At 68.6% G+C, this 17,210-nt stretch carries 17 protein-coding genes; 15 read left to right on the plus strand and 2 right to left on the minus strand.

The annotated features are described in order from the left end of the window. The first annotated feature begins 133 nt into the window (after window positions 1–133). From dnaE to G481_RS0101630, 15 genes are all read left to right on the plus strand, one after another. Entirely contained in the window at window positions 134–3,631 is a 3,498-nt protein-coding gene (gene dnaE, locus G481_RS0101560) for a DNA polymerase III subunit alpha (protein ID WP_028028440.1), read from the plus strand. A gap of 156 nt (window positions 3,632–3,787) precedes the next feature. After that, window positions 3,788–4,864, plus strand: a complete 1,077-nt coding sequence (locus G481_RS0101565) for an NAD(P)/FAD-dependent oxidoreductase (protein WP_051294233.1) — start codon at window positions 3,788–3,790, stop codon at window positions 4,862–4,864. A gap of 94 nt (window positions 4,865–4,958) precedes the next feature. Further along, on the plus strand, window positions 4,959–5,303 hold the full coding sequence (locus G481_RS0101570; RefSeq protein ID WP_028028442.1) for a carboxymuconolactone decarboxylase family protein: 345 nt from the start codon (window positions 4,959–4,961) through the stop codon (window positions 5,301–5,303). A 388-nt stretch (window positions 5,304–5,691) separates the two neighbouring features. Further along, window positions 5,692–6,504, plus strand: a complete 813-nt coding sequence (locus G481_RS0101575; RefSeq protein ID WP_035024764.1) for a glycoside hydrolase family 25 protein — start codon at window positions 5,692–5,694, stop codon at window positions 6,502–6,504. A 90-nt stretch (window positions 6,505–6,594) separates the two neighbouring features. Next, window positions 6,595–8,307, plus strand: a complete 1,713-nt coding sequence (gene metG / locus G481_RS0101580) for a methionine--tRNA ligase (protein ID WP_028028444.1) — start codon at window positions 6,595–6,597, stop codon at window positions 8,305–8,307. Window positions 8,308–8,514: 207 nt separating this feature from the next. Beyond that, the gene (gene atpD, locus G481_RS0101585; protein ID WP_035024766.1) at window positions 8,515–9,912 is read left to right on the plus strand and encodes a F0F1 ATP synthase subunit beta; all 1,398 of its coding nucleotides are present in this window, start codon (window positions 8,515–8,517) and stop codon (window positions 9,910–9,912) included. Continuing rightward, the gene (locus tag G481_RS0101590; RefSeq protein ID WP_028028446.1) at window positions 9,909–10,349 is read left to right on the plus strand and encodes a F0F1 ATP synthase subunit epsilon; all 441 of its coding nucleotides are present in this window, start codon (window positions 9,909–9,911) and stop codon (window positions 10,347–10,349) included. Before atpD ends, G481_RS0101590 begins: the two co-directional genes overlap by 4 nt. Further along, window positions 10,346–10,621 carry an AtpZ/AtpI family protein gene (locus tag G481_RS0101595; RefSeq protein WP_028028447.1) on the plus strand — a complete coding sequence of 92 codons (276 nt, stop codon included), beginning with the start codon at window positions 10,346–10,348 and terminating at the stop codon, window positions 10,619–10,621. The genes G481_RS0101590 and G481_RS0101595 overlap by 4 nt, the downstream gene beginning before the upstream one ends. Next, window positions 10,618–10,881 carry an N-ATPase subunit AtpR gene (locus G481_RS0101600; RefSeq protein WP_028028448.1) on the plus strand — a complete coding sequence of 88 codons (264 nt, stop codon included), beginning with the start codon at window positions 10,618–10,620 and terminating at the stop codon, window positions 10,879–10,881. The genes G481_RS0101595 and G481_RS0101600 overlap by 4 nt, the downstream gene beginning before the upstream one ends. Next, window positions 10,881–11,570 (plus strand): F0F1 ATP synthase subunit A, encoded by a 690-nt coding sequence (locus tag G481_RS0101605; RefSeq protein ID WP_035024768.1) that lies wholly within the window; start codon window positions 10,881–10,883, stop codon window positions 11,568–11,570. The genes G481_RS0101600 and G481_RS0101605 overlap by 1 nt, the downstream gene beginning before the upstream one ends. After that, window positions 11,567–11,815 (plus strand): F0F1 ATP synthase subunit C, encoded by a 249-nt coding sequence (locus G481_RS0101610; RefSeq protein ID WP_028028450.1) that lies wholly within the window; start codon window positions 11,567–11,569, stop codon window positions 11,813–11,815. The genes G481_RS0101605 and G481_RS0101610 overlap by 4 nt, the downstream gene beginning before the upstream one ends. Beyond that, window positions 11,812–12,540 (plus strand): F0F1 ATP synthase subunit B family protein, encoded by a 729-nt coding sequence (locus G481_RS0101615; protein ID WP_028028451.1) that lies wholly within the window; start codon window positions 11,812–11,814, stop codon window positions 12,538–12,540. The genes G481_RS0101610 and G481_RS0101615 overlap by 4 nt, the downstream gene beginning before the upstream one ends. Then, complete coding sequence (locus tag G481_RS0101620; protein WP_028028452.1) at window positions 12,521–14,014, plus strand: F0F1 ATP synthase subunit alpha; 1,494 nt, start codon at window positions 12,521–12,523, stop codon at window positions 14,012–14,014. The genes G481_RS0101615 and G481_RS0101620 overlap by 20 nt, the downstream gene beginning before the upstream one ends. Next, window positions 14,011–14,820: a F0F1 ATP synthase subunit gamma gene (locus G481_RS0101625; RefSeq protein ID WP_028028453.1), complete on the plus strand. Its 810-nt coding sequence runs from the start codon at window positions 14,011–14,013 to the stop codon at window positions 14,818–14,820. Before G481_RS0101620 ends, G481_RS0101625 begins: the two co-directional genes overlap by 4 nt. A 59-nt stretch (window positions 14,821–14,879) precedes the next feature. Further along, window positions 14,880–16,139 carry a vWA domain-containing protein gene (locus G481_RS0101630; RefSeq protein WP_028028454.1) on the plus strand — a complete coding sequence of 420 codons (1,260 nt, stop codon included), beginning with the start codon at window positions 14,880–14,882 and terminating at the stop codon, window positions 16,137–16,139. Window positions 16,140–16,242: 103 nt separating this feature from the next. Here the strand turns inward: G481_RS0101630 and G481_RS0101635 are convergent, their stop codons facing one another. Beyond that, entirely contained in the window at window positions 16,243–16,731 is a 489-nt protein-coding gene (locus tag G481_RS0101635; protein WP_028028455.1) for a DUF2244 domain-containing protein, read from the minus strand. 21 nt (window positions 16,732–16,752) lie between these two features. Next, window positions 16,753–17,172: a bleomycin resistance protein gene (locus tag G481_RS0101640; RefSeq protein ID WP_028028456.1), complete on the minus strand. Its 420-nt coding sequence runs from the start codon at window positions 17,170–17,172 to the stop codon at window positions 16,753–16,755. Window positions 17,173–17,210: the final 38 nt, after the last annotated feature.

Consider the following 17,210-nt stretch of genomic DNA (forward strand, 5'->3'; position numbering starts at 1 on the left):
TTTGTCCAGCGGCTTGTTTACGGTTTGGGCGGAAACAGCTTCGGGTTTGCCCGAAGAATGGAAGTCTGCCGCATTTCCGGGCAAGGCGGTTTCGGGGTGGAACTGGCGGGCTGGCCATGGCTAGTCTGCGCCCATGAGCACGCCCCGATTCATCCACCTGCGCACCCATACCGAATATTCGCTGCTGGAAGGCGCCTTTCCGCTGAAGGCGCTGGTCAAGGCGGCGGCGGCGGCCGGAATGCCGGCGATTGCCGTGACGGATACCAACAACCTGTTCGCCGCGCTGGAATTTTCGGTGACGGCAAGCGGGGCTGGGGTGCAGCCGATCATCGGATGCCAGATCTCGGTGCGCCATGATCCGGCGGCGCCAGGGGAAAAGCCCCGCGCCCCGGCCCCCATCGTGCTGCTGGCGCAGTCCGAGGCGGGCTACATGAACCTGATGAAGCTGAATTCCTGCCTTTACCTGCCGCAGAGCATGGAGGCGGTGCAGGTCACGCTGGAGGAACTTGCGCAATATTCGGACGGGCTGATCTGCCTGACCGGCGGGGCCGAGGGGCCGGTGGGGCGGCTGTTGCAAGGCGGTCAGGCCGCGCGGGCCGAAGCGCTGCTGGACCGGCTGGCGGCGATCTATCCCGATCGCCTGTATGTCGAACTGCAGCGCCATCCGGGCGAGGATGGCCGCCATACCGAGGCCGAGCGCGCGACCGAACGCGGCTTTGTCGAGATGGCCTATGCCAAGGGTCTGCCGCTGGTCGCGACCAACGATGTGCATTTCCCCAAGGCCGACATGTACGAGGCCCATGATGCGCTGCTGTGCATTGCCGAGGGCGCCTATGTCGACCAGACCGCGCCGCGCCGGCGCTTGACCCCGCATCACAGCTTCAAGACGGCCGAGGAAATGGCCGCGCTGTTCGCCGACCTGCCCGAGGCGATCGAGAACACCGTCGAGATTGCCCGCCGCTGCGCCTATGCCGCGAAAAAGCGCAAGCCGATCCTGCCGCGCTTTGCCGAGGATGAGGTCGAGGAGCTGCGCCGTCAGGCCTGGGAGGGGCTGGACAAGCGCCTTGCGGTGATCCCGCTGGCCGCCCCGCGCGAGGAATACGAGGAACGCCTGCGCTTTGAGCTGGGGATCATCGAGAAGATGGGCTTTCCCGGCTATTTCCTGATCGTCGCCGACTTCATCAAATGGGGCAAGGCGCATGGTATCCCGGTGGGTCCGGGGCGTGGGTCGGGGGCAGGCTCGCTGGTGGCCTATGTGCTGACGATCACCGACCTTGACCCCTTGCGCTATGCGCTGCTGTTCGAACGCTTCCTGAACCCCGAGCGGGTGTCGATGCCCGACTTCGACATCGACTTCTGCATGGATCGCCGCGAAGAGGTGATCCAGTATGTGCAGGGCAAATACGGCCGCGAGAAGGTGGCGCAGATCATCACCTTTGGCGCGCTGCTGTCCAAGGCGGCGGTGCGCGATGTGGGCCGCGTTCTGCAGATGTCCTATGGCCAGGTCGACAAGCTGTCGAAGATGATCCCGGTCGAAGGGGTGAAACCTGTCAGCATCACCAAGGCCCTGGCGGATGAACCCCGCTTGCGCGAGGCGGCCAAGGAAGAGGTGGTCGGGCGGCTGCTGGCACATGCCGAAAAGATCGAGGGGCTCTTGCGCAATGCCTCGACCCACGCAGCGGGGGTGGTGATCGGGGACCGGCCGCTGGACGAGCTGGTGCCGCTTTACCGCGATCCGCGGTCGGACATGCCGGCCACCCAGTTCAACATGAAATGGGTCGAGGCGGCGGGGCTGGTGAAGTTCGACTTCCTCGGCCTCAAGACGCTGACGGTGATCCAGAACGCGCTGGATCTGATCCGGGGACAGGGCCGCAACCTGCACGAATCCGCGGACGGGCGGCAGCTGTATGCCCCGCCCGAAGGCGCGGTCAATGAAATCAACGCCATACCGCTGGATGATGAAGCAACCTATCAGCTTTATGCCGCCGCCCGGACGGTGGCGGTGTTCCAGGTGGAAAGCTCGGGGATGATGGATGCGCTGCGGCGCATGAAGCCCACCTGCATCGAGGATATCGTGGCGCTGGTGGCGCTGTATCGTCCGGGCCCGATGGAGAACATTCCCGTCTATTGCGAGGTGAAGCACGGCCTCAAGCCGCTGGAATCGCTGCATCCGACGATTGACCCGATTCTCAAGGAGACGCAGGGCATCATCGTCTATCAGGAACAGGTGATGCAGATCGCGCAGGTCATGGCGGGCTATTCGCTGGGCGGCGCCGACCTGCTTCGCCGGGCGATGGGCAAGAAGATCCCCGAGGAAATGGCCAAGGAACGGCCGAAATTCGTCGAAGGTGCCAAGGCGACCCATGGGATCGACGCGAAGAAGGCCGGAGAAGTCTTCGATCTTCTGGAGAAATTCGCGAATTATGGCTTCAACAAGTCGCATGCGGCGGCCTATGCGGTGGTCAGCTATCAGACCGCCTGGCTGAAGGCGAACCACCCGGTCGAATTCATGGCCGCGGTGATGAACTGCGATATCCACCTGACCGACAAGCTGAACGTCTACAAGCGCGAGGTGGACCGGATGGGGATCGAGGTGGTCCCGCCGTGCGTCAACCGGTCCGACGCGACCTTTACCGTGGACAAGGGCCGGGTCGTCTATGCGCTTGGCGCCTTGAAGAACGTGGGCGTCGAGGCGATGCGGATGATCGTGGCCGCGCGCGGCAGCCAGCCGTTCCGCGATCTGGCCGACTTTGCCAGCCGCGTGGATCTGAAAAAGGTCGGCAAGCGGCCGCTGGAAATGCTGGCGCGGGCCGGGGCGTTCGATCTGCTGGACGGCAACCGCGCCAAGGTGTTCGAGGCGCTGGACGGGCTGGTGGCCTGGTCGGCGGCGGTGCACGAGGCGCGCGCCTCGGCCCAGGTGTCGCTGTTCGGCGAGGCAGGGGCCGACCTGCCGCCCCCGCGCATCATCGGGCGCAACGACTGGCTGCCGGTGGAACGGCTGCAACAGGAACATCAGGCGATCGGGTTCTATCTGTCGGGCCATCCGCTGGACGACTGGATGGGGGCCCTGAAGCGCAAGAACGTGATGACGCTGGCCGAGGTCACCCGCCGGGCCGAAGGCGGGCCGGTGGTGGCCAAGCTGGCCGGATCGGTCGGTGCGCGGCAGGAACGCAAATCCTCGCGCGGGAACCGCTTTGCCTTTGTGGCCTGTTCGGATCCGACGGGCCTTTATGAGGTAACGGTGTTCTCGGACGTGCTCGATCAGGCGCGCCAGTTCCTGGAGCCCGGCATGAACGTGGTGCTGACAGTCGAGGCGACGCTGGAGGGTGACAGCCTCAAGCTGCTGGCCCGCGGGGCGCAGCCGGTCGAGACACTGGCGGCTGACGCCGGGGCGCAGGCCTTGCGCGTGCATCTGGCCGAGGTGGATGCGGCGGCGGCGGTGGCCGCGCTGCTGGACCGCGCCCGGGCCGATGCGGGGCGCATGGCCAAGGGGCAGGTGACGGTCTGCGTTGCGGATGCTGCAAGCGGGCAGGAGATCGACATCGCGTTGCCGGGGCAGTGGCCGCTGGGGCCGCAGGTCAAGGGGGCGCTGAAGGCGGTGCAAGGCGTTCTGGCGGTGGAAGAGCTGTAGCGGCGGCTCCCGCACCCCTGAGACGGGCGGGGCCCGTCACAGGGCCTTGGGCCGGGCGCCGCTGGCGCGGCGTGCGCTGGATCGCGGCCGGTGTGCGGGTTGGACAGGGCGGATGCCTCCGGCGGGGGTATTTGGAAAAAGGCAAAGGGGCAGGCGATGGATGCGGATGTTCTGATCATCGGGGGCGGCGTTGCGGGGCTGACGCTGGGCGCGCGGCTGGCCGAGGCGGCGAGCAGGGTTGTGGTGCTGGAGGCCGAGGCGGCGGTGGGGTACCACACCTCGGGCCGTTCGGCCGCGCTGTTCGAGCCGACCTATGGTCTGGCGCCGGTGCGCGATCTGTCGTTTGCCAGCGCGGATTGGTATCATGGCTCGGGTCTTCTGTCGCCGCGGGGGGTGTTGCTGGTGGCGCGGGCCGACGAGCGTGAGACCTTCGAGGATGATCTGCAGGCCATGGCGATGACGCGGCTGGATCTGGACGAGGTTTTCGCCCGGATGCCAGTGTTGCGGCGCGATGTGGTGGCGCTGGCCGCCGGGCGCGAGGATGTGTTCGACATCGACACCGACCGGCTGTTGCAAGACAGTGTCAAGGCGATCCGGGCCGGCGGCGGCGAGGTGCGGCTGAAGGCGCGGGCCGAGGCGATCCGGCGTGACGGCGGCGTCTGGCGCGTGCGCGTGGGCGGCGAGGAGCTGTGCGCACCCGCACTGGTCAATGCGGCCGGGTCATGGGTCAACGAGGTGGCGGCCATGGCCGGGGTGGCGGGACCGCGGTTCCAGCCCTATCGGCGGTCGATGGCGCGGGTGCCGGCGCCCGAGGGGCTGGATGTGTCGCGCTGGCCGATGACCTTTGGCCCGGGCGAGAGCTGGTATGTCAAGCCCGATGCCGGGGCGCTGATCGTCTCGCCTGCCGAAGAGCATCCGATGGAGCCGCATGACGCCTGGCCCGAGGATATGGTGCTGGCCGAGGGGATCGCGCGGTTCGAGGAGTATGCCGACGCGCCGGTCACGCGGCTGTTGTCAAGCTGGGCGGGCTTGCGGACCTTCTCGCCCGACCGGGTGCTGGTGATCGGACCAGATCCGGTGGCGCCTGGGTTCTTCTGGCAGGCCGGGCAGGGCGGCTACGGGTTCCAGACGGCCCCGGCCGCCTCGCGGCTGGGGGCAGACCTGGTGCTGGGGCGTGCGCCCGAGGTGGGCGCTGCGCTGGCCGCGGCGGTCAGCCCGGCACGGTTTGGATGAGGCGAGACATATCGCACAACAGGAATGTGTTGACCTGGATCAAGGCGGGGCACCGCAGGATCGGTCAACAGGGGACAAAAGACAGGAGACCGCCATGGACTGGATTGCCAAGAACGCCAAGCAACGCGATGATCTGCGCCTGCTGAACAAGGCCATTCCCGAGACTGCCAAGGGCTTTGCCGCCTTGTCGAAGGGTGTCAAGGAAGGCGGCGTGCTGGAGTTCAAGCACAAGGAATATGTCGCGCTGGGGATTGCCGTGGCGCAATGCTGCGAGCCTTGCATCGGCTTTCACGTCGAGGCGCTGATGAAGGCAGGCGCCACGCGCGAGGAAATGGGCGATGTGGTTGCCATGGCGGTGCAGATGGGCGGCGGCCCGGCGCTGATGTATGCGGCCAAGGCCTTTGCGTGCTGGGATGAGCTGGCAGCGGCACAGTCCTGAGGCGACAGATGCCGGGGCGTCAGCCCTCTGCCTTGCAAGGCTGTGGGGCGTGTGGTGGCTGGGGCGCGAGGGGGGGGCTAGCCCCCACATCTGGCGCCGCGCCTCTGGCCCTGTCATCGTGGCCCCCCAGGATATTTGGATCAAGGCGAAAAGGAGGGGCGCGGCTCCTCCTCATCTGTCGTTCCGAGATCAATCTGGTCTTTCGCCTTGATGAAAATATCCCCGCCGGAGGCATCCACCCTTGCCGTTTGCGCTGGCGCCCGGGACGGAGAGCAGGTCTTGCCGCCGGTCCTGCGTGGCTGACGATTTCGTGAATGACGGCCCCCTGGGCGGGGCGTGACAGCCCCGCAGCGGCAAGGCACAACGGGCCGGCCTGACCGGAGCCGCCATGCCTGCCGACCTGACCGCCCGCCTGCTTCCCCGTATCGTGACCCTTTTGCCCATCGCGGCTCTGGCGCTGCTGGCGGCCTGCGGCCGGCCTGCGCCGCATCATCGGCCGATGGCGCCCGTCACCCAATCGGCGCCGCGCTTTGACGATGCCAAGCCGGTGGATTGGCCGGGGCGCACGCCGCGTGCCTATGCGGTGCATGGGATCGACATCTCGCGCTGGAATAGCGGGATCGACTGGCCGGTCGCGCAGGCGGCCGGGGTGTCGTTCGCCTTCATCAAGGCGACCGAAGGCGGCGATCATGTCGACCCCGAGTTCCGCCATCACTGGGCCGCCGCGCGCCGGGCCGGGGTGCCGCGCGGGGCCTATCATTTCTGGTATCATTGCCGCACCGGGGCCGAACAGGCGGACTGGTTCATCCGCAATGTCCCGCGCGAGGCCGGCGCCTTGCCGCCCGTGCTGGATCTGGAATGGCCGCGCTCGCGCAATTGCCCGCATCGTCCGGACGGCGCGCATGTGCGGCGCGAGGCGCGCATCTTCCTGGACCGGCTCGAGGCCTATTATGGCCAGCGCCCGATCATCTACACCACGCCGGATTTCTACAAGGACACCGGCATTGGCAGGCTGCGGGCAGAATTCTGGCTGCGGGCGGTGACGGATCATCCCTCGTCGGTCTATCCGGGGGGCGACTGGACCTTCTGGCAACATACCGGAACCGGCCTGATCGAGGGGATCCCCGGCAAGGTCGACATCAACGCCTTTCGCGGCAGCCCGGCGGCCTGGGCCGGATGGCTTCAGGCGCGCCGGCAATAGGGCAACTGCGGCGGCGATGCAGAATCCCGTTTAATCCTGCGGCACCATGGGCTAAACCCGCGCGGCGAACCGCATGGGATACGACAGCGCATGGCACGGCACCTCATCACCTCCGCCATTCCCTATATCAACGGGATCAAGCACCTCGGCAATCTGGTGGGCAGCCAGCTGCCTGCCGATCTGTATGCCCGCTACCTGCGCGGCCGCGGGCACGAGGTGCTGTTCCTGTGCGCCACGGACGAACATGGCACCCCGGCCGAGCTGGCCGCGGCCAAGGCCGGCAAGCCGGTGGCCGATTATTGCGCCGAGATGCACGAGGTGCAGGCGCAGATCGCCCAAGGGTTCCGCCTGTCCTTCGACCATTTCGGCCGCTCGTCCAGCGCGCAGAACCGCCAGCTGACCCAGCATTTCGCCACCCGTCTGGCCGAGGCCGGGCTGATCCGCGAAGTCACCGAAAAGCAGATGTATTCGCTCGCCGATGGCCGTTTCCTGCCCGACCGCTACATCGAGGGCACCTGTCCGAACTGCGGCTATGAGTCCGCCCGCGGCGATCAGTGCGACAACTGCACCAAGCAGCTTGACCCGTGGGAGCTGATCAACCCCCGCTCGGTCATCTCGGGCTCGACCGAGCTGGAGCTGCGCGAGACGCGGCACCTGCATCTGCGCCAGTCCGCCATGAAGGCCGAGCTGGAGGCCTGGATCGACAGCAAGACCGACTGGCCGGTGCTGACCACCTCGATCGCCAAGAAATGGCTCAATGATGGCGAGGGGCTGCAGGACCGCGGCATCACCCGCGATCTGCACTGGGGCGTGCCGGTGCAATACGACGGCGCGCCCTGGACCGGGATGGAAGGCAAGGTCTTCTATGTCTGGTTCGACGCGCCGATCGAATATATCGCCTGCGCCCAGGAATGGGTGGACGCGGGCAAGGGCGCCGACTGGGAACGCTGGTGGCGCACCGACAAGGGCGCCGATGACGTGACCTATACCCAGTTCATGGGCAAGGACAACGTGCCCTTCCATACCCTGTCCTTCCCGGTGACGATCCTTGGCTCGGGCGAGCCGTGGAAGCTGGTCGATTACATCAAGTCGTTCAACTATCTGAACTATGATGGTGGCCAGTTCAGCACCTCGCGCGGGCGGGGGGTGTTCATGGATCAGGCGCTGTCGATCCTGCCGGCGGATTACTGGCGCTGGTGGCTGCTGTCCCATGCGCCTGAATCAGCCGACAGCGAATTCACCTGGGAAAACTTCCAGGCCTCGGTGAACAAGGATCTGGCCGATGTGCTGGGCAACCTGGTCAGCCGGGTCACGAAGTTCTGCCGCTCCAAGTTTGGCGAGGCGGTTCCGGCCGGCGGCACCACGGGCGAGCGCGAGGCAGAGCTGGTGGCCGAGCTGGAAACCCGGGTGCGCGCCTATGAGGCCGCGATGGACGCGATGGAGGTGCGCAAATCCGCCATCGAGTTGCGGGCGATCTGGGTCGCGGGCAACGAATACCTGCAATCCGCCGCGCCCTGGACGGTCGTCAAGACCGACCCGGCCCGGGCCGAGGCGCAGATCCGCCTCGCGCTGAACCTGATCCGGCTTTATGCCGTGCTGTCGCGCCCGTTCATCCCGGATGCGGCGACCAGCACCATGGCGGCGATGGGCTGCGACGACTGGACCTGGCCGGGCAGCATTGCCGAGGCGTTGCAGGTGCTGAAACCGGGTCACGCCTTCCAGACCCCGGATGTGCTGTTCCGCAAGATCACCGACGAGGAACGCGCCGAATGGCAGGCCCGCTTCGCCGGGCGCCGCGACTGACGGTGCCGGCTGCGGCAATCCGACCTGCCGCAGCCGCGAAAGGAAATTGAAGCGCGGCGCGACCTTGGCTAACCTTCCTGGTGACGGACTCGCTCCGTGATCGGGAAAAGGGGCCTTGGCTTTGGCTTCTGACCATCTGCCCACCACTGATCTGCCCGGGCCACCGGCAGGCCGCAGAAGCGGCCACCGCTGTCGGGGGCTGTGGCCATGACCGCGCAGGCGCCGCATATCGTGGCCGTGCGCGGCCCGGTGGTGGATTTCGCCTGCGATGGCGCCTTGCCGGCGATTGACGATGCAGTGATCGCTGACCCGGACGGCCTTGCGGTGACCTGCGAGGTGCAGGCCCATCTGTCCGAGACCCGCTTTCGCGCCATTGCGCTCGATCCCACGCAGGGGCTGGCCCGGCTGATGCCCGCGCGGCTGACCGGCGGGCCGCTGGCGGTGCCGGTGGGGGCTGCGGTTCTGGGCCGTATGCTGGACGTGCGCGGGCGCACCACCGATGGCGGCCCCTCGCTGCCCGCCGATACCCCGCGCCGGGCGATCCACCAGCCGGCGCCGCCGCTTGGCACCCGCGGGGCCGAGGTGCATCTGTTCTCGACCGGCATCAAGATCCTCGATCTGCTGGCGCCTCTGGTGCAGGGCGGCAAGGCGGCGATGTTCGGCGGCGCAGGGGTCGGCAAGACCGTGCTGGTGACCGAGCTGATCCATGCCATGGTGACGGGCTATGATGGTGTCTCGGTCTTTGCCGGGGTGGGCGAGCGGTCCCGCGAAGGGCACGAGATGCTGCACGACATGGCCAATTATGGCGTGCTGGACCGCACCGTCCTGGTTTATGGCCAGATGAACGAGCCCCCCGGCGCGCGCTGGCGGGTGCCGCTGACCGCGCTGACCATGGCCGAACATATCCGCGATGCCGACGGGCGCAACGTGCTGCTGCTGATGGACAACGTGTTCCGCTTTGTGCAGGCGGGGGCCGAGGTGTCGGGGCTGCTGGGCCGGATGCCCTCGCGCGTGGGGTATCAGCCCACGCTGGAAACCGAAGTTGCGGCGCTGCATGAACGCATCACCTCGGGCGCGCGGGCCTCGGTCACGGCGATCGAGGCGGTCTATGTCCCGGCCGACGATTTCACCGATCCGGCGGTGTCCGTCATCAGCACGCATATGGACAGCACCGTCGTTCTGTCGCGCGATCTGGCAGCGCAGGGGATCTATCCGGCCATCGACCCCTTGCGCACCACTTCGGCCATGCTGGACCCGGCCATCGTCGGGGCCGATCATGCCCGCACCGCCGCCGATGTGCGCGAGCTGATGGAACATTACGATGAGCTGCGCGATGTCATCGCCATGCTGGGCGTCGAGGAACTGGGCCGCGAGGAACAGCTGCTGGTCGGCCGCGCCCGCCGCTTGCAGCGCTTCCTGACCCAGCCGTTCTTTGTCGCCGCGCCCTTCACCGGGATGGAGGGGCGCAGCGTGTCGATTGCCGACACCGTCGCCGGCTGCCGGGCCATCATCGACGGGCAGTGCGACAGCTGGCCCGAGGAGGCGTTCTACATGATCGGCACCCTGGCCGAGGCGCGCGCGCGGGCGCAGGGGGCGGCGGCATGACCGGGCTCAGCCTGACCATCACGACGCCCCTGTCCATCGCGCTGCGGCAAGAGGGCATCGCCTCGCTGCGGGGCGAGGATGCGTCGGGGGGCTTCGGCATTCTGCCTGGCCATGCCGATTTCGTGACGGTGATCGATGCGGGCGTCCTGCGCTGGCGGGGCGCCGATGGTCCCTGGCAGTATGGCGCGGTGCGGGGCGGCGTTCTGTCGGTTCTGGGCGGCACCGCGGTTGCCGTGGCCTGCCGCGAGGCGATCCTGGGCGATGATCTGCCCGGCCTGCAAGCACGCATCGCGCAGGCCCGGCAGGACAGCACCGATGCCGGACGGCAGCAGCGCAGCCGCTCGGCCCGGCTGCATTCGCGGGCGATCCGGCGGCTGATGCAGGATCTGGCCAGCGGCGGCGATACGCTGGTCTTTGACGGGGATGGCGGGACATGAGCGGGACCGACGACAAGACCGAAGCTGCGGCCCGGCGCGCGCAGGACCGGCAGGCCGCCGGGCAGGCCGACCCCGAACCCACGCTGGCCCGCCGCTTTGGCCAGATCGGCGTTTTGGGCTGGCTGATCGTCGGGCCGGTCTTGCTGGGCCTGTTCGCCGGCAACCGGCTGGACCATTGGCTGGGCACCGGGATCATGCTGTCGGCGGCGCTGCTGATGGTCGGGGCGGCGCTTGGCCTGTGGCTGGCGCTACGATGGATGCACGAGCAATGAGCGATCTGGCGCCCACCCTGATCACCATTCTCGCCGCATTGGCGGGCGGCGGCCTTGGCGCGCTGCATTTCCTGACGCTGCGCCGGGTCAGTGACATGCTGCTGAACGGGCGGCTGGTGGCCGTGGGGCTGCAACTGGCGCGGCTGGCGGTGATGGCGCTGTTCCTGTGGCTTTGCGCCCGCGCGGGGGCCGCGCCGCTTCTGGCAGGCGCCGCCGGGGTGCTGGCCGGGCGCGCCATCGTCTTGCGGAGGGTGCGCTGATGGACACGCCGCTGCATACGACGACCGCCTTCACCCTCGGCCCGCTGGCGATAAGCTGGACGGTGGTGACAACCTGGGGGGTGATGGCCGTTCTGGTGCTGGCCTGCCTGTGGGCCACACGGCGACTGAAAGATGACCCCGGCCCCGCGCAGGCGGTGCTGGAGCTGATCGTCGAGACGCTGGATAGCGAGATCCGGGGCACCGTGCCCGGCGATCCGGCCCGGTTCCGCACGCTGATCGGCACCTTGCTGCTGGTCGTGCTGGCGGCGAACTGGGCCTCGCTTGTGCCGGGGGTCGAGCCGCCGACAGCGCATCTGGAAACCGATGCCGCGCTGGCCTTCATCGTCTTTGCCGCCGGGATCGGCTGGGGGATCCGGGCGCAGGGCTTTGGCGGCTGGCTGGCCAGTTTCGCCCGGCCCAGCTGGGTGATGATCCCGCTGAACCTTGTCGAACAGATCACGCGGCATTTCTCGCTGATGGTGCGCCTGTTCGGGAATGTCATGAGCGGGGTCTTCGTCGTCGGCATCGTGCTGTCGCTGGCCGGCCTGCTGGTGCCCATTCCGCTGATGGCGCTGGATCTGCTGACCGGCGCCGTTCAGGCCTATATCTTTGCCACCCTTGCGCTGGTGTTCATCGGCTCGGCCGTGACCGGCGAAGGGGGCGAGCCCGCATCAAAGGAGCCCGCATGACCGACCTGATCCAGATCGCCAGCATCCTGTCCGCCGCCTTTGCGGTCGGGCTTGGCGCCATCGGCCCGGCGCTTGCCGAAGGCCGCGCCGTCGCCGCCGCACTAGAGGCGATCGCCCGCCAGCCCGAGGCGGCCGGCACCATCTCGCGCACGCTGTTCGTGGGCCTTGCGATGATCGAGACCATGGCGATCTACTGCCTGGTGATCGCGCTGCTGCTGTTGTTTGCAAATCCATTCGTGCGATGACCTTCGACTGGACCACCTTTGCGCTGCAGCTGGTCAATGTGCTGGTTCTGCTGGCGATCCTGCATCGGCTGCTGTTCCGGCGCGTGGCCGCGATCATCGCCGAGCGCCGCGCGCTCACGGCGGCCGAACTCGACGCTGCCCGCAAGGCCCGCGCCGAGGCCGAGGCCGACAGCGCCCGCGCAAGGGCCGAGGCCGAGGCGACCGCCGCCGACCGGCGGGGGCTGCTGGACAAGGCGCAGGCCGAGGCCGCCGTGCAACGCGCCAAGCTGCTCGAGGCCGCGCGGACCGAAGCCGCCCGGATCATCGCCGACGGGCAGGCGGCGCTGACCCGTCAGCAGGCGGCCAGCGCGCAGCATGTGCTGAGCATCGCGCTTGATCTGGCCTCGAGCATCGCCGCGCGGGCGCTGGCAGCGCAGCCGCCGACGGTTGCAGGCTATCTGGACCGGCTGGATCAGGCGCTGGCCGCGATGGCGCCGGGGCCGCGCGCGGCGCTGCTGGGGGCGGGCGATCTGCGGCTGGTCTTGGCCGGGCCGCTGACGGCGGCAGACCGGCAGGCCGCGCTGGACCTGCTGCACCGCCATGGGGCCGCGCCTGAAATCACCACCGATCCCGCTCTGATCGCCGGGGTCGAGCTGACCTCGGCCAGCGGATCGCTGCGCAATTCGCTGCGCCATGATCTGGAATCCATCGCAAAGGCCATGACCCTTGAGCGCAGCCCCCTCTGATCCTGCCATCGACGCGCTGAAGGCGCGGATCGCCGCCGTTCCGCTTGGCGCGGCAACCGAAGAGCGCGGGATCGTTCTGTCGCTGGCCGATGGGCTGGCGCGGGTGGCCGGCCTGCCGGGCGCCGGGCTGAACGAGGTGCTGGATTTTCCCACCGGCGCGCGCGGCTTTGTGCTGTCGCTGGAAGAAGACGCGCTGCATGCCGTGTTCCTTGACCCGCCCGAAGGCATTTCCGCCGGTGCCACCGTGCTGCGCACTGGCAAGGTGCTGTCGGTGCCGGTAGGGGCGGCGCTGCTGGGCCGGGTGCTGGACCCGCTGGGCCGCCCGCTGGATGGTGCGCCCGCGCCGGACGTCGATGCCCTGTTGCCCGCCGAACGCCCCGCCCCCGCGATCATTGAACGCGATTTCGTCAGCGAGCCGATGGAGACCGGGCTTCTGGTCGTCGATGCGATGTTCGCCATCGGCCGGGGCCAGCGCGAGCTGATCGTGGGCGAGCGTCAGACCGGCAAGACCGCGATCGCCGTCGATGCGCTGATCACCCAGTCCTTGCGCGGCACGGTCTGCATCTATGTCGCCATCGGTCAGCGCATGTCGGCGGTGCGCCGGGTGATCGAGGCGGTGCGCCGCCATGGCCGGCTGGATCGCACGATCTTTGTCATCGCCCCGGCGGCCGATCAGCCGGGGCTGCGCTGGCTGGCGCCATTTTCGGCCACCAGCATGGCGGAATGGTTCCGCGACCGGGGCGATCATGTGCTGATCGTCTATGACGATCTGACCAAACATGCTGCGACGCACCGCGAACTTGCGCTGCTGGCGCGCCAGCCTCCGGGGCGCGAGGCCTATCCGGGCGACATCTTCTATCTGCATGCCCGGCTGCTGGAGCGGGCGGGCAAGCTGTCGGCGGCGCGCGGCGGCGGGGCGATCACCGCCTTGCCGGTGGCCGAGATCGACGCGGGCAACCTGTCGGCCTATATCCCGACCAACCTCATTTCCATCGCGGATGGGCAGATCGTCACCTCGGCCACGCTGTTCGCCGCCAACCAGCGCCCGGCGGTGGATGTGGGCCTGTCGGTCAGCCGGGTGGGCGGCAAGGCCCAGCCTGGCGCCTTGAAGGCGGTCGCGGGGCGGCTGCGGCTGGACTATGCGCAATATCTGGAAATGAAGATGTTCTCGCGCTTTGGCGGCTTTGGCGATGCAGCCCGGCTGGCGCGGGGCGCGGCGATTGCGCATCTGCTGGCCCAGGACCGTTTTGCGCCGCTGCCGGTGCTGGCGCAGATCGCGCTGCTGGCCGGGCTCGAGGCGGGGGTGCTGGACGGGGTCGATGGCGGGCGGCTGCTGGCGCTGCGCCAGGCGCTGCCGTCGATGGTCGCGGCCGATCCGGTGCTGTCGGCGCTTGGCGATACACCGGCGCGGCTGGACGATGGCGCGCGTGCTGCCGCCATTGCGCTGGTGCGCGCCGGGCTGGGGGCCGCATGACCCAGCGCCCCGAGGATATCCAGCGCCGTCTGTCCGGGATCGAGGATCTGACCGAGGTGGTCGGCGCGCTGCGGGCCATCGCCTCGGGTCATGTGGCAGGCGCGCGCGGGGCGCTGGCGGCGATCCTGGCCTATGAGTCGCAGGTGGGCGCCGCGCTGGACCGGCTGGCGGTGGCGGGGCCGGTGGCGGCCGAGGGGCCGGGGCTGGTGGTGGTGATTGGCGCGGCGCAGGGCTTTTGCGGTGGCTATCCGGCCCGGGTGGCCGAGGCGGCGCAGGCGCTGGCCCCCGGCGCCGGGGTGCTGGTCGTCGGGCAGCGCACGGTCGCCATGCTGGACGGGGTCGGGCTGACGGTGCTGTTCACCGCCGACTTGCCCGCCTCGCCCGCGCAGGTGCCGGACCTTGCCAGCCGTCTGACCGATCGCCTGCTGGCCGAGGCGCCGCGCTTTCCCGGCCCGATCCGCACGCTGTCGGGGCAGGACAGCCCGGGCCAGCCGGTCCAGCTGCGCAGGATCTGGCCGCCGGACCCCTCAGACCAGCCGCAGGCCGTTGCCGCGCCGCTGACGACGCTGCCCCGCGCCGGGCTGGTCGAGGCCCTGCTGGCCGAGCGGCTGTTCGCAACCCTCGCCCGCACGGTGATGGAGGGGCTGCGCGCCGAAAATCAGGCGCGGGTCGAGGCGATGGCGCGCGCGAGCAGCAATCTGAAGGACCGCCGCGCCGAGATGCAGCACCTGTTCCGCCAGGCGCGGCAGGAACAGATGACGACCGAGTTGATCGAGCTGACCGCCGGACAGGAACCTCTGGCTTGACGGGCGGGGCGGCGGCGGAAACACTGGCCCGTCCTTTCCTTGACCCGAGGCGCCGGACCATGCCCGATCCTGTCCCGTTCGACATTCCCGAAGATGGCAAGCTGGCGCACAACATCACCCATTTCGCCCGCGCCCTGCGCAAGGCGGGATTGCCCGTCGGGCCGGGTCGCACGCTGACCGCGATCGAGGCGGTGGCGGCGGCCGGCTTCACCCGCAAGGCCGATTTCTACTGGGCGCTGCATGCGGTTTTCGTCAACCGGCCCGAACAGCGGCTGGTGTTCGATCAGGTGTTCCGGCTGTTCTGGCGCGATCCGCGCTATATGGAACACATGATGTCGCTGATGCTGCCCGCCATTCGCGGTGTGCAAGAGGAAACCGCCGCAGCCGCCGCCGCCCGCCGCGCTGCCGAGGCGCTGCTGGATGGGGCCGAGCCACCCGCGCGCCCCGAAAGCCCCGAGGCCGACGAAGAGGTTCGCATCGAGGTGGATGCCAGCCAGACCGCCTCGGCCGCCGAGCGGCTGCGGACGCTGGACTTCGAGCAGATGACCACCGCTGAAGTTGCCGAGGCGCGGCGGATGCTGGCCCGCCTTGCCTTGCCGGTCAAGCCGCTGCCCACCCGGCGGTTGCGGGCCGATGCGGCAGGGCGCTATCCCGACTGGCGGCGCAGCTTGCGGGCGGCGGTGCGCCATGGCGGGGAAATCCCGCGCATCGCCCGGCGCAACCGCGCCACGCGCTGGCCCGATCTGGTGGTGATCTGCGACATTTCCGGGTCCATGTCGCAATATTCCCGCATGGTGCTGCATTTCGTCCATGCGGTGGCGAACCGGCAGGGGCAAGGTTGGGCGCGGGTCCATGCCTTTACCTTTGGCACGCGGCTGACCAACATCACCCGCCATCTGAAACAGCGCGATGTGGATGCCGCCTTGCGCGCCGCGGGGGCCGAGGCGCAGGACTGGCAGGGCGGCACCCGGATCGGCGCCTGTCTGCATGCCTTCAACCGCGACTGGTCACGGCGCGTCTTGTCGCGCGGGGCGGTGGTGCTGCTGATCACCGATGGGCTGGATCGCGACGATACCACCCTGCTGGGGCGCGAGATGGAGCGGTTGCACCTGTCTGCCCGGCGGTTGATCTGGCTGAACCCCTTGCTGCGCTGGGACGGCTTTGCCCCGCGCGCGCGCGGCATTGCCGCGATGCTGCCCCATGTCGATGCCTTTCGCGCCGCGCATTCCGTTGCCTCGCTTGCCGCGCTGGCGCAGTCGGTGTCCGACCCGTCGGATCATGGCGAAAAGGATCGGCTGATGGCGCTGCTGCAAGGCTGAGCGCCCCTGCCGGACAGCTGGCGCCCGGTCGGACCGCTGGAGGGGCTTCGCGCCCCTCCAGACCACCCCGCGGGGTATTTGGAAAAAGGCAAAGGGGGCGGGCCTAGCGACGCGATCGCAGCCGCTGGCGCAGATCCCATTCCAGGGTCATGCGTTCCTCGGGGGTCAGAAAGGCGCCCAGTTCTACTTCGCGCGGGCCGCCGGACAGGGTCAGGTAATGCGGCACCGGCCCGCCGGTTTCATGGCGGTTGACGCGCACCCAATGCGGGTTCGCCTCCCATGTCTGGTGCTGCTTGCGCGGGCCGGTGCGGGTCAGGGTGATGCGATCAGGCGTCAGGGTAAGTTCCTCGACGATCTCGCGGTCGGCCCAGGACCGGCGCAGCGCCCACCAGAGCGCGGCCATGGCTGCGGCAAGGAAGGGCAGCAGGCCCCAGAAGATCGGCGTTGCCAGCACGGCCATCAGCGGCGTTGCGATCAGAACGGCGGTGCCGCCGACGAACCAGACGAAGCCGTGTGGCCCAAGCGAGCGGTGCGGCCACAGGTGCAGGGTATCGGCGTCGTCGGCGTTTGTCGGGGTCCAGGAATAGGGCATGATCGCGGTCACTTGGAACTGTCAGAGCGGACGTTCGCCCAGATCCTCGTAGAAGCGCAAGAGATAGCCGTCGGGATCTGCGACGATGAATTGCCGGTTGCCGGTTTCGCGATCATCGACGCGATACCAGCGATCCTCGGGTGGCAGATGCAGGGGGACATTGGCCGCCGCCAGCGCCGCCAGCAGGGGCGCGACCGAGCGGGTGCGGATTTGCAGGTTCACCCCGCGGCCAAAGGGGCGGTCGCTTGCGCGCAGGCTTGGGTCGAAGTCGCGCCCGAGCCCCAGCTGGTCCAGCATCAGTTCGGCCCCCTCGCGCTCCAGATAGGCAAAGCCCTCTTCGGGGCGGGCATAGCGGGGGGCAAAGCCCAGGAGGTCGCAATAGAACCGCAGGCTGGTGCCAATATCGGTGACGCAAAGTTCGGGGACCATCGCGGTGGACATCGGGGGTTCCGGCAAGAAAAAGGCCCCGGTTTCCCGGG

The organism is Gemmobacter nectariphilus DSM 15620 (genome assembly GCF_000429765.1).
Taxonomy (GTDB): Bacteria; Pseudomonadota; Alphaproteobacteria; order Rhodobacterales; family Rhodobacteraceae; genus Wagnerdoeblera; species Wagnerdoeblera nectariphila.

Bases quoted from the DNA above. Each gene is read 5' to 3' on its own strand.
- G481_RS0101590 (WP_028028446.1), top strand. From the start codon at position 9,909: ATGACCGGGCTCAGCCTGACCATCACGACGCCCCTGTCCATCGCGCTG.
- metG (WP_028028444.1), top strand. From the start codon at position 6,595: ATGGCACGGCACCTCATCACCTCCGCCATTCCCTATATCAACGGGATC.
- atpD (WP_035024766.1), top strand. From the start codon at position 8,515: ATGACCGCGCAGGCGCCGCATATCGTGGCCGTGCGCGGCCCGGTGGTG.
- G481_RS0101565 (WP_051294233.1), top strand. From the start codon at position 3,788: ATGGATGCGGATGTTCTGATCATCGGGGGCGGCGTTGCGGGGCTGACG.
- G481_RS0101600 (WP_028028448.1), top strand. From the start codon at position 10,618: ATGAGCGATCTGGCGCCCACCCTGATCACCATTCTCGCCGCATTGGCG.
- G481_RS0101570 (WP_028028442.1), top strand. From the start codon at position 4,959: ATGGACTGGATTGCCAAGAACGCCAAGCAACGCGATGATCTGCGCCTG.
- G481_RS0101575 (WP_035024764.1), top strand. From the start codon at position 5,692: ATGCCTGCCGACCTGACCGCCCGCCTGCTTCCCCGTATCGTGACCCTT.
- G481_RS0101630 (WP_028028454.1), top strand. From the start codon at position 14,880: ATGCCCGATCCTGTCCCGTTCGACATTCCCGAAGATGGCAAGCTGGCG.
- G481_RS0101635 (WP_028028455.1), bottom strand. From the start codon at position 16,731: ATGCCCTATTCCTGGACCCCGACAAACGCCGACGACGCCGATACCCTG.
- G481_RS0101605 (WP_035024768.1), top strand. From the start codon at position 10,881: ATGGACACGCCGCTGCATACGACGACCGCCTTCACCCTCGGCCCGCTG.
- dnaE (WP_028028440.1), top strand. From the start codon at position 134: ATGAGCACGCCCCGATTCATCCACCTGCGCACCCATACCGAATATTCG.
- G481_RS0101595 (WP_028028447.1), top strand. From the start codon at position 10,346: ATGAGCGGGACCGACGACAAGACCGAAGCTGCGGCCCGGCGCGCGCAG.
- G481_RS0101610 (WP_028028450.1), top strand. From the start codon at position 11,567: ATGACCGACCTGATCCAGATCGCCAGCATCCTGTCCGCCGCCTTTGCG.
- G481_RS0101640 (WP_028028456.1), bottom strand. From the start codon at position 17,172: ATGTCCACCGCGATGGTCCCCGAACTTTGCGTCACCGATATTGGCACC.
- G481_RS0101625 (WP_028028453.1), top strand. From the start codon at position 14,011: ATGACCCAGCGCCCCGAGGATATCCAGCGCCGTCTGTCCGGGATCGAG.
- G481_RS0101615 (WP_028028451.1), top strand. From the start codon at position 11,812: ATGACCTTCGACTGGACCACCTTTGCGCTGCAGCTGGTCAATGTGCTG.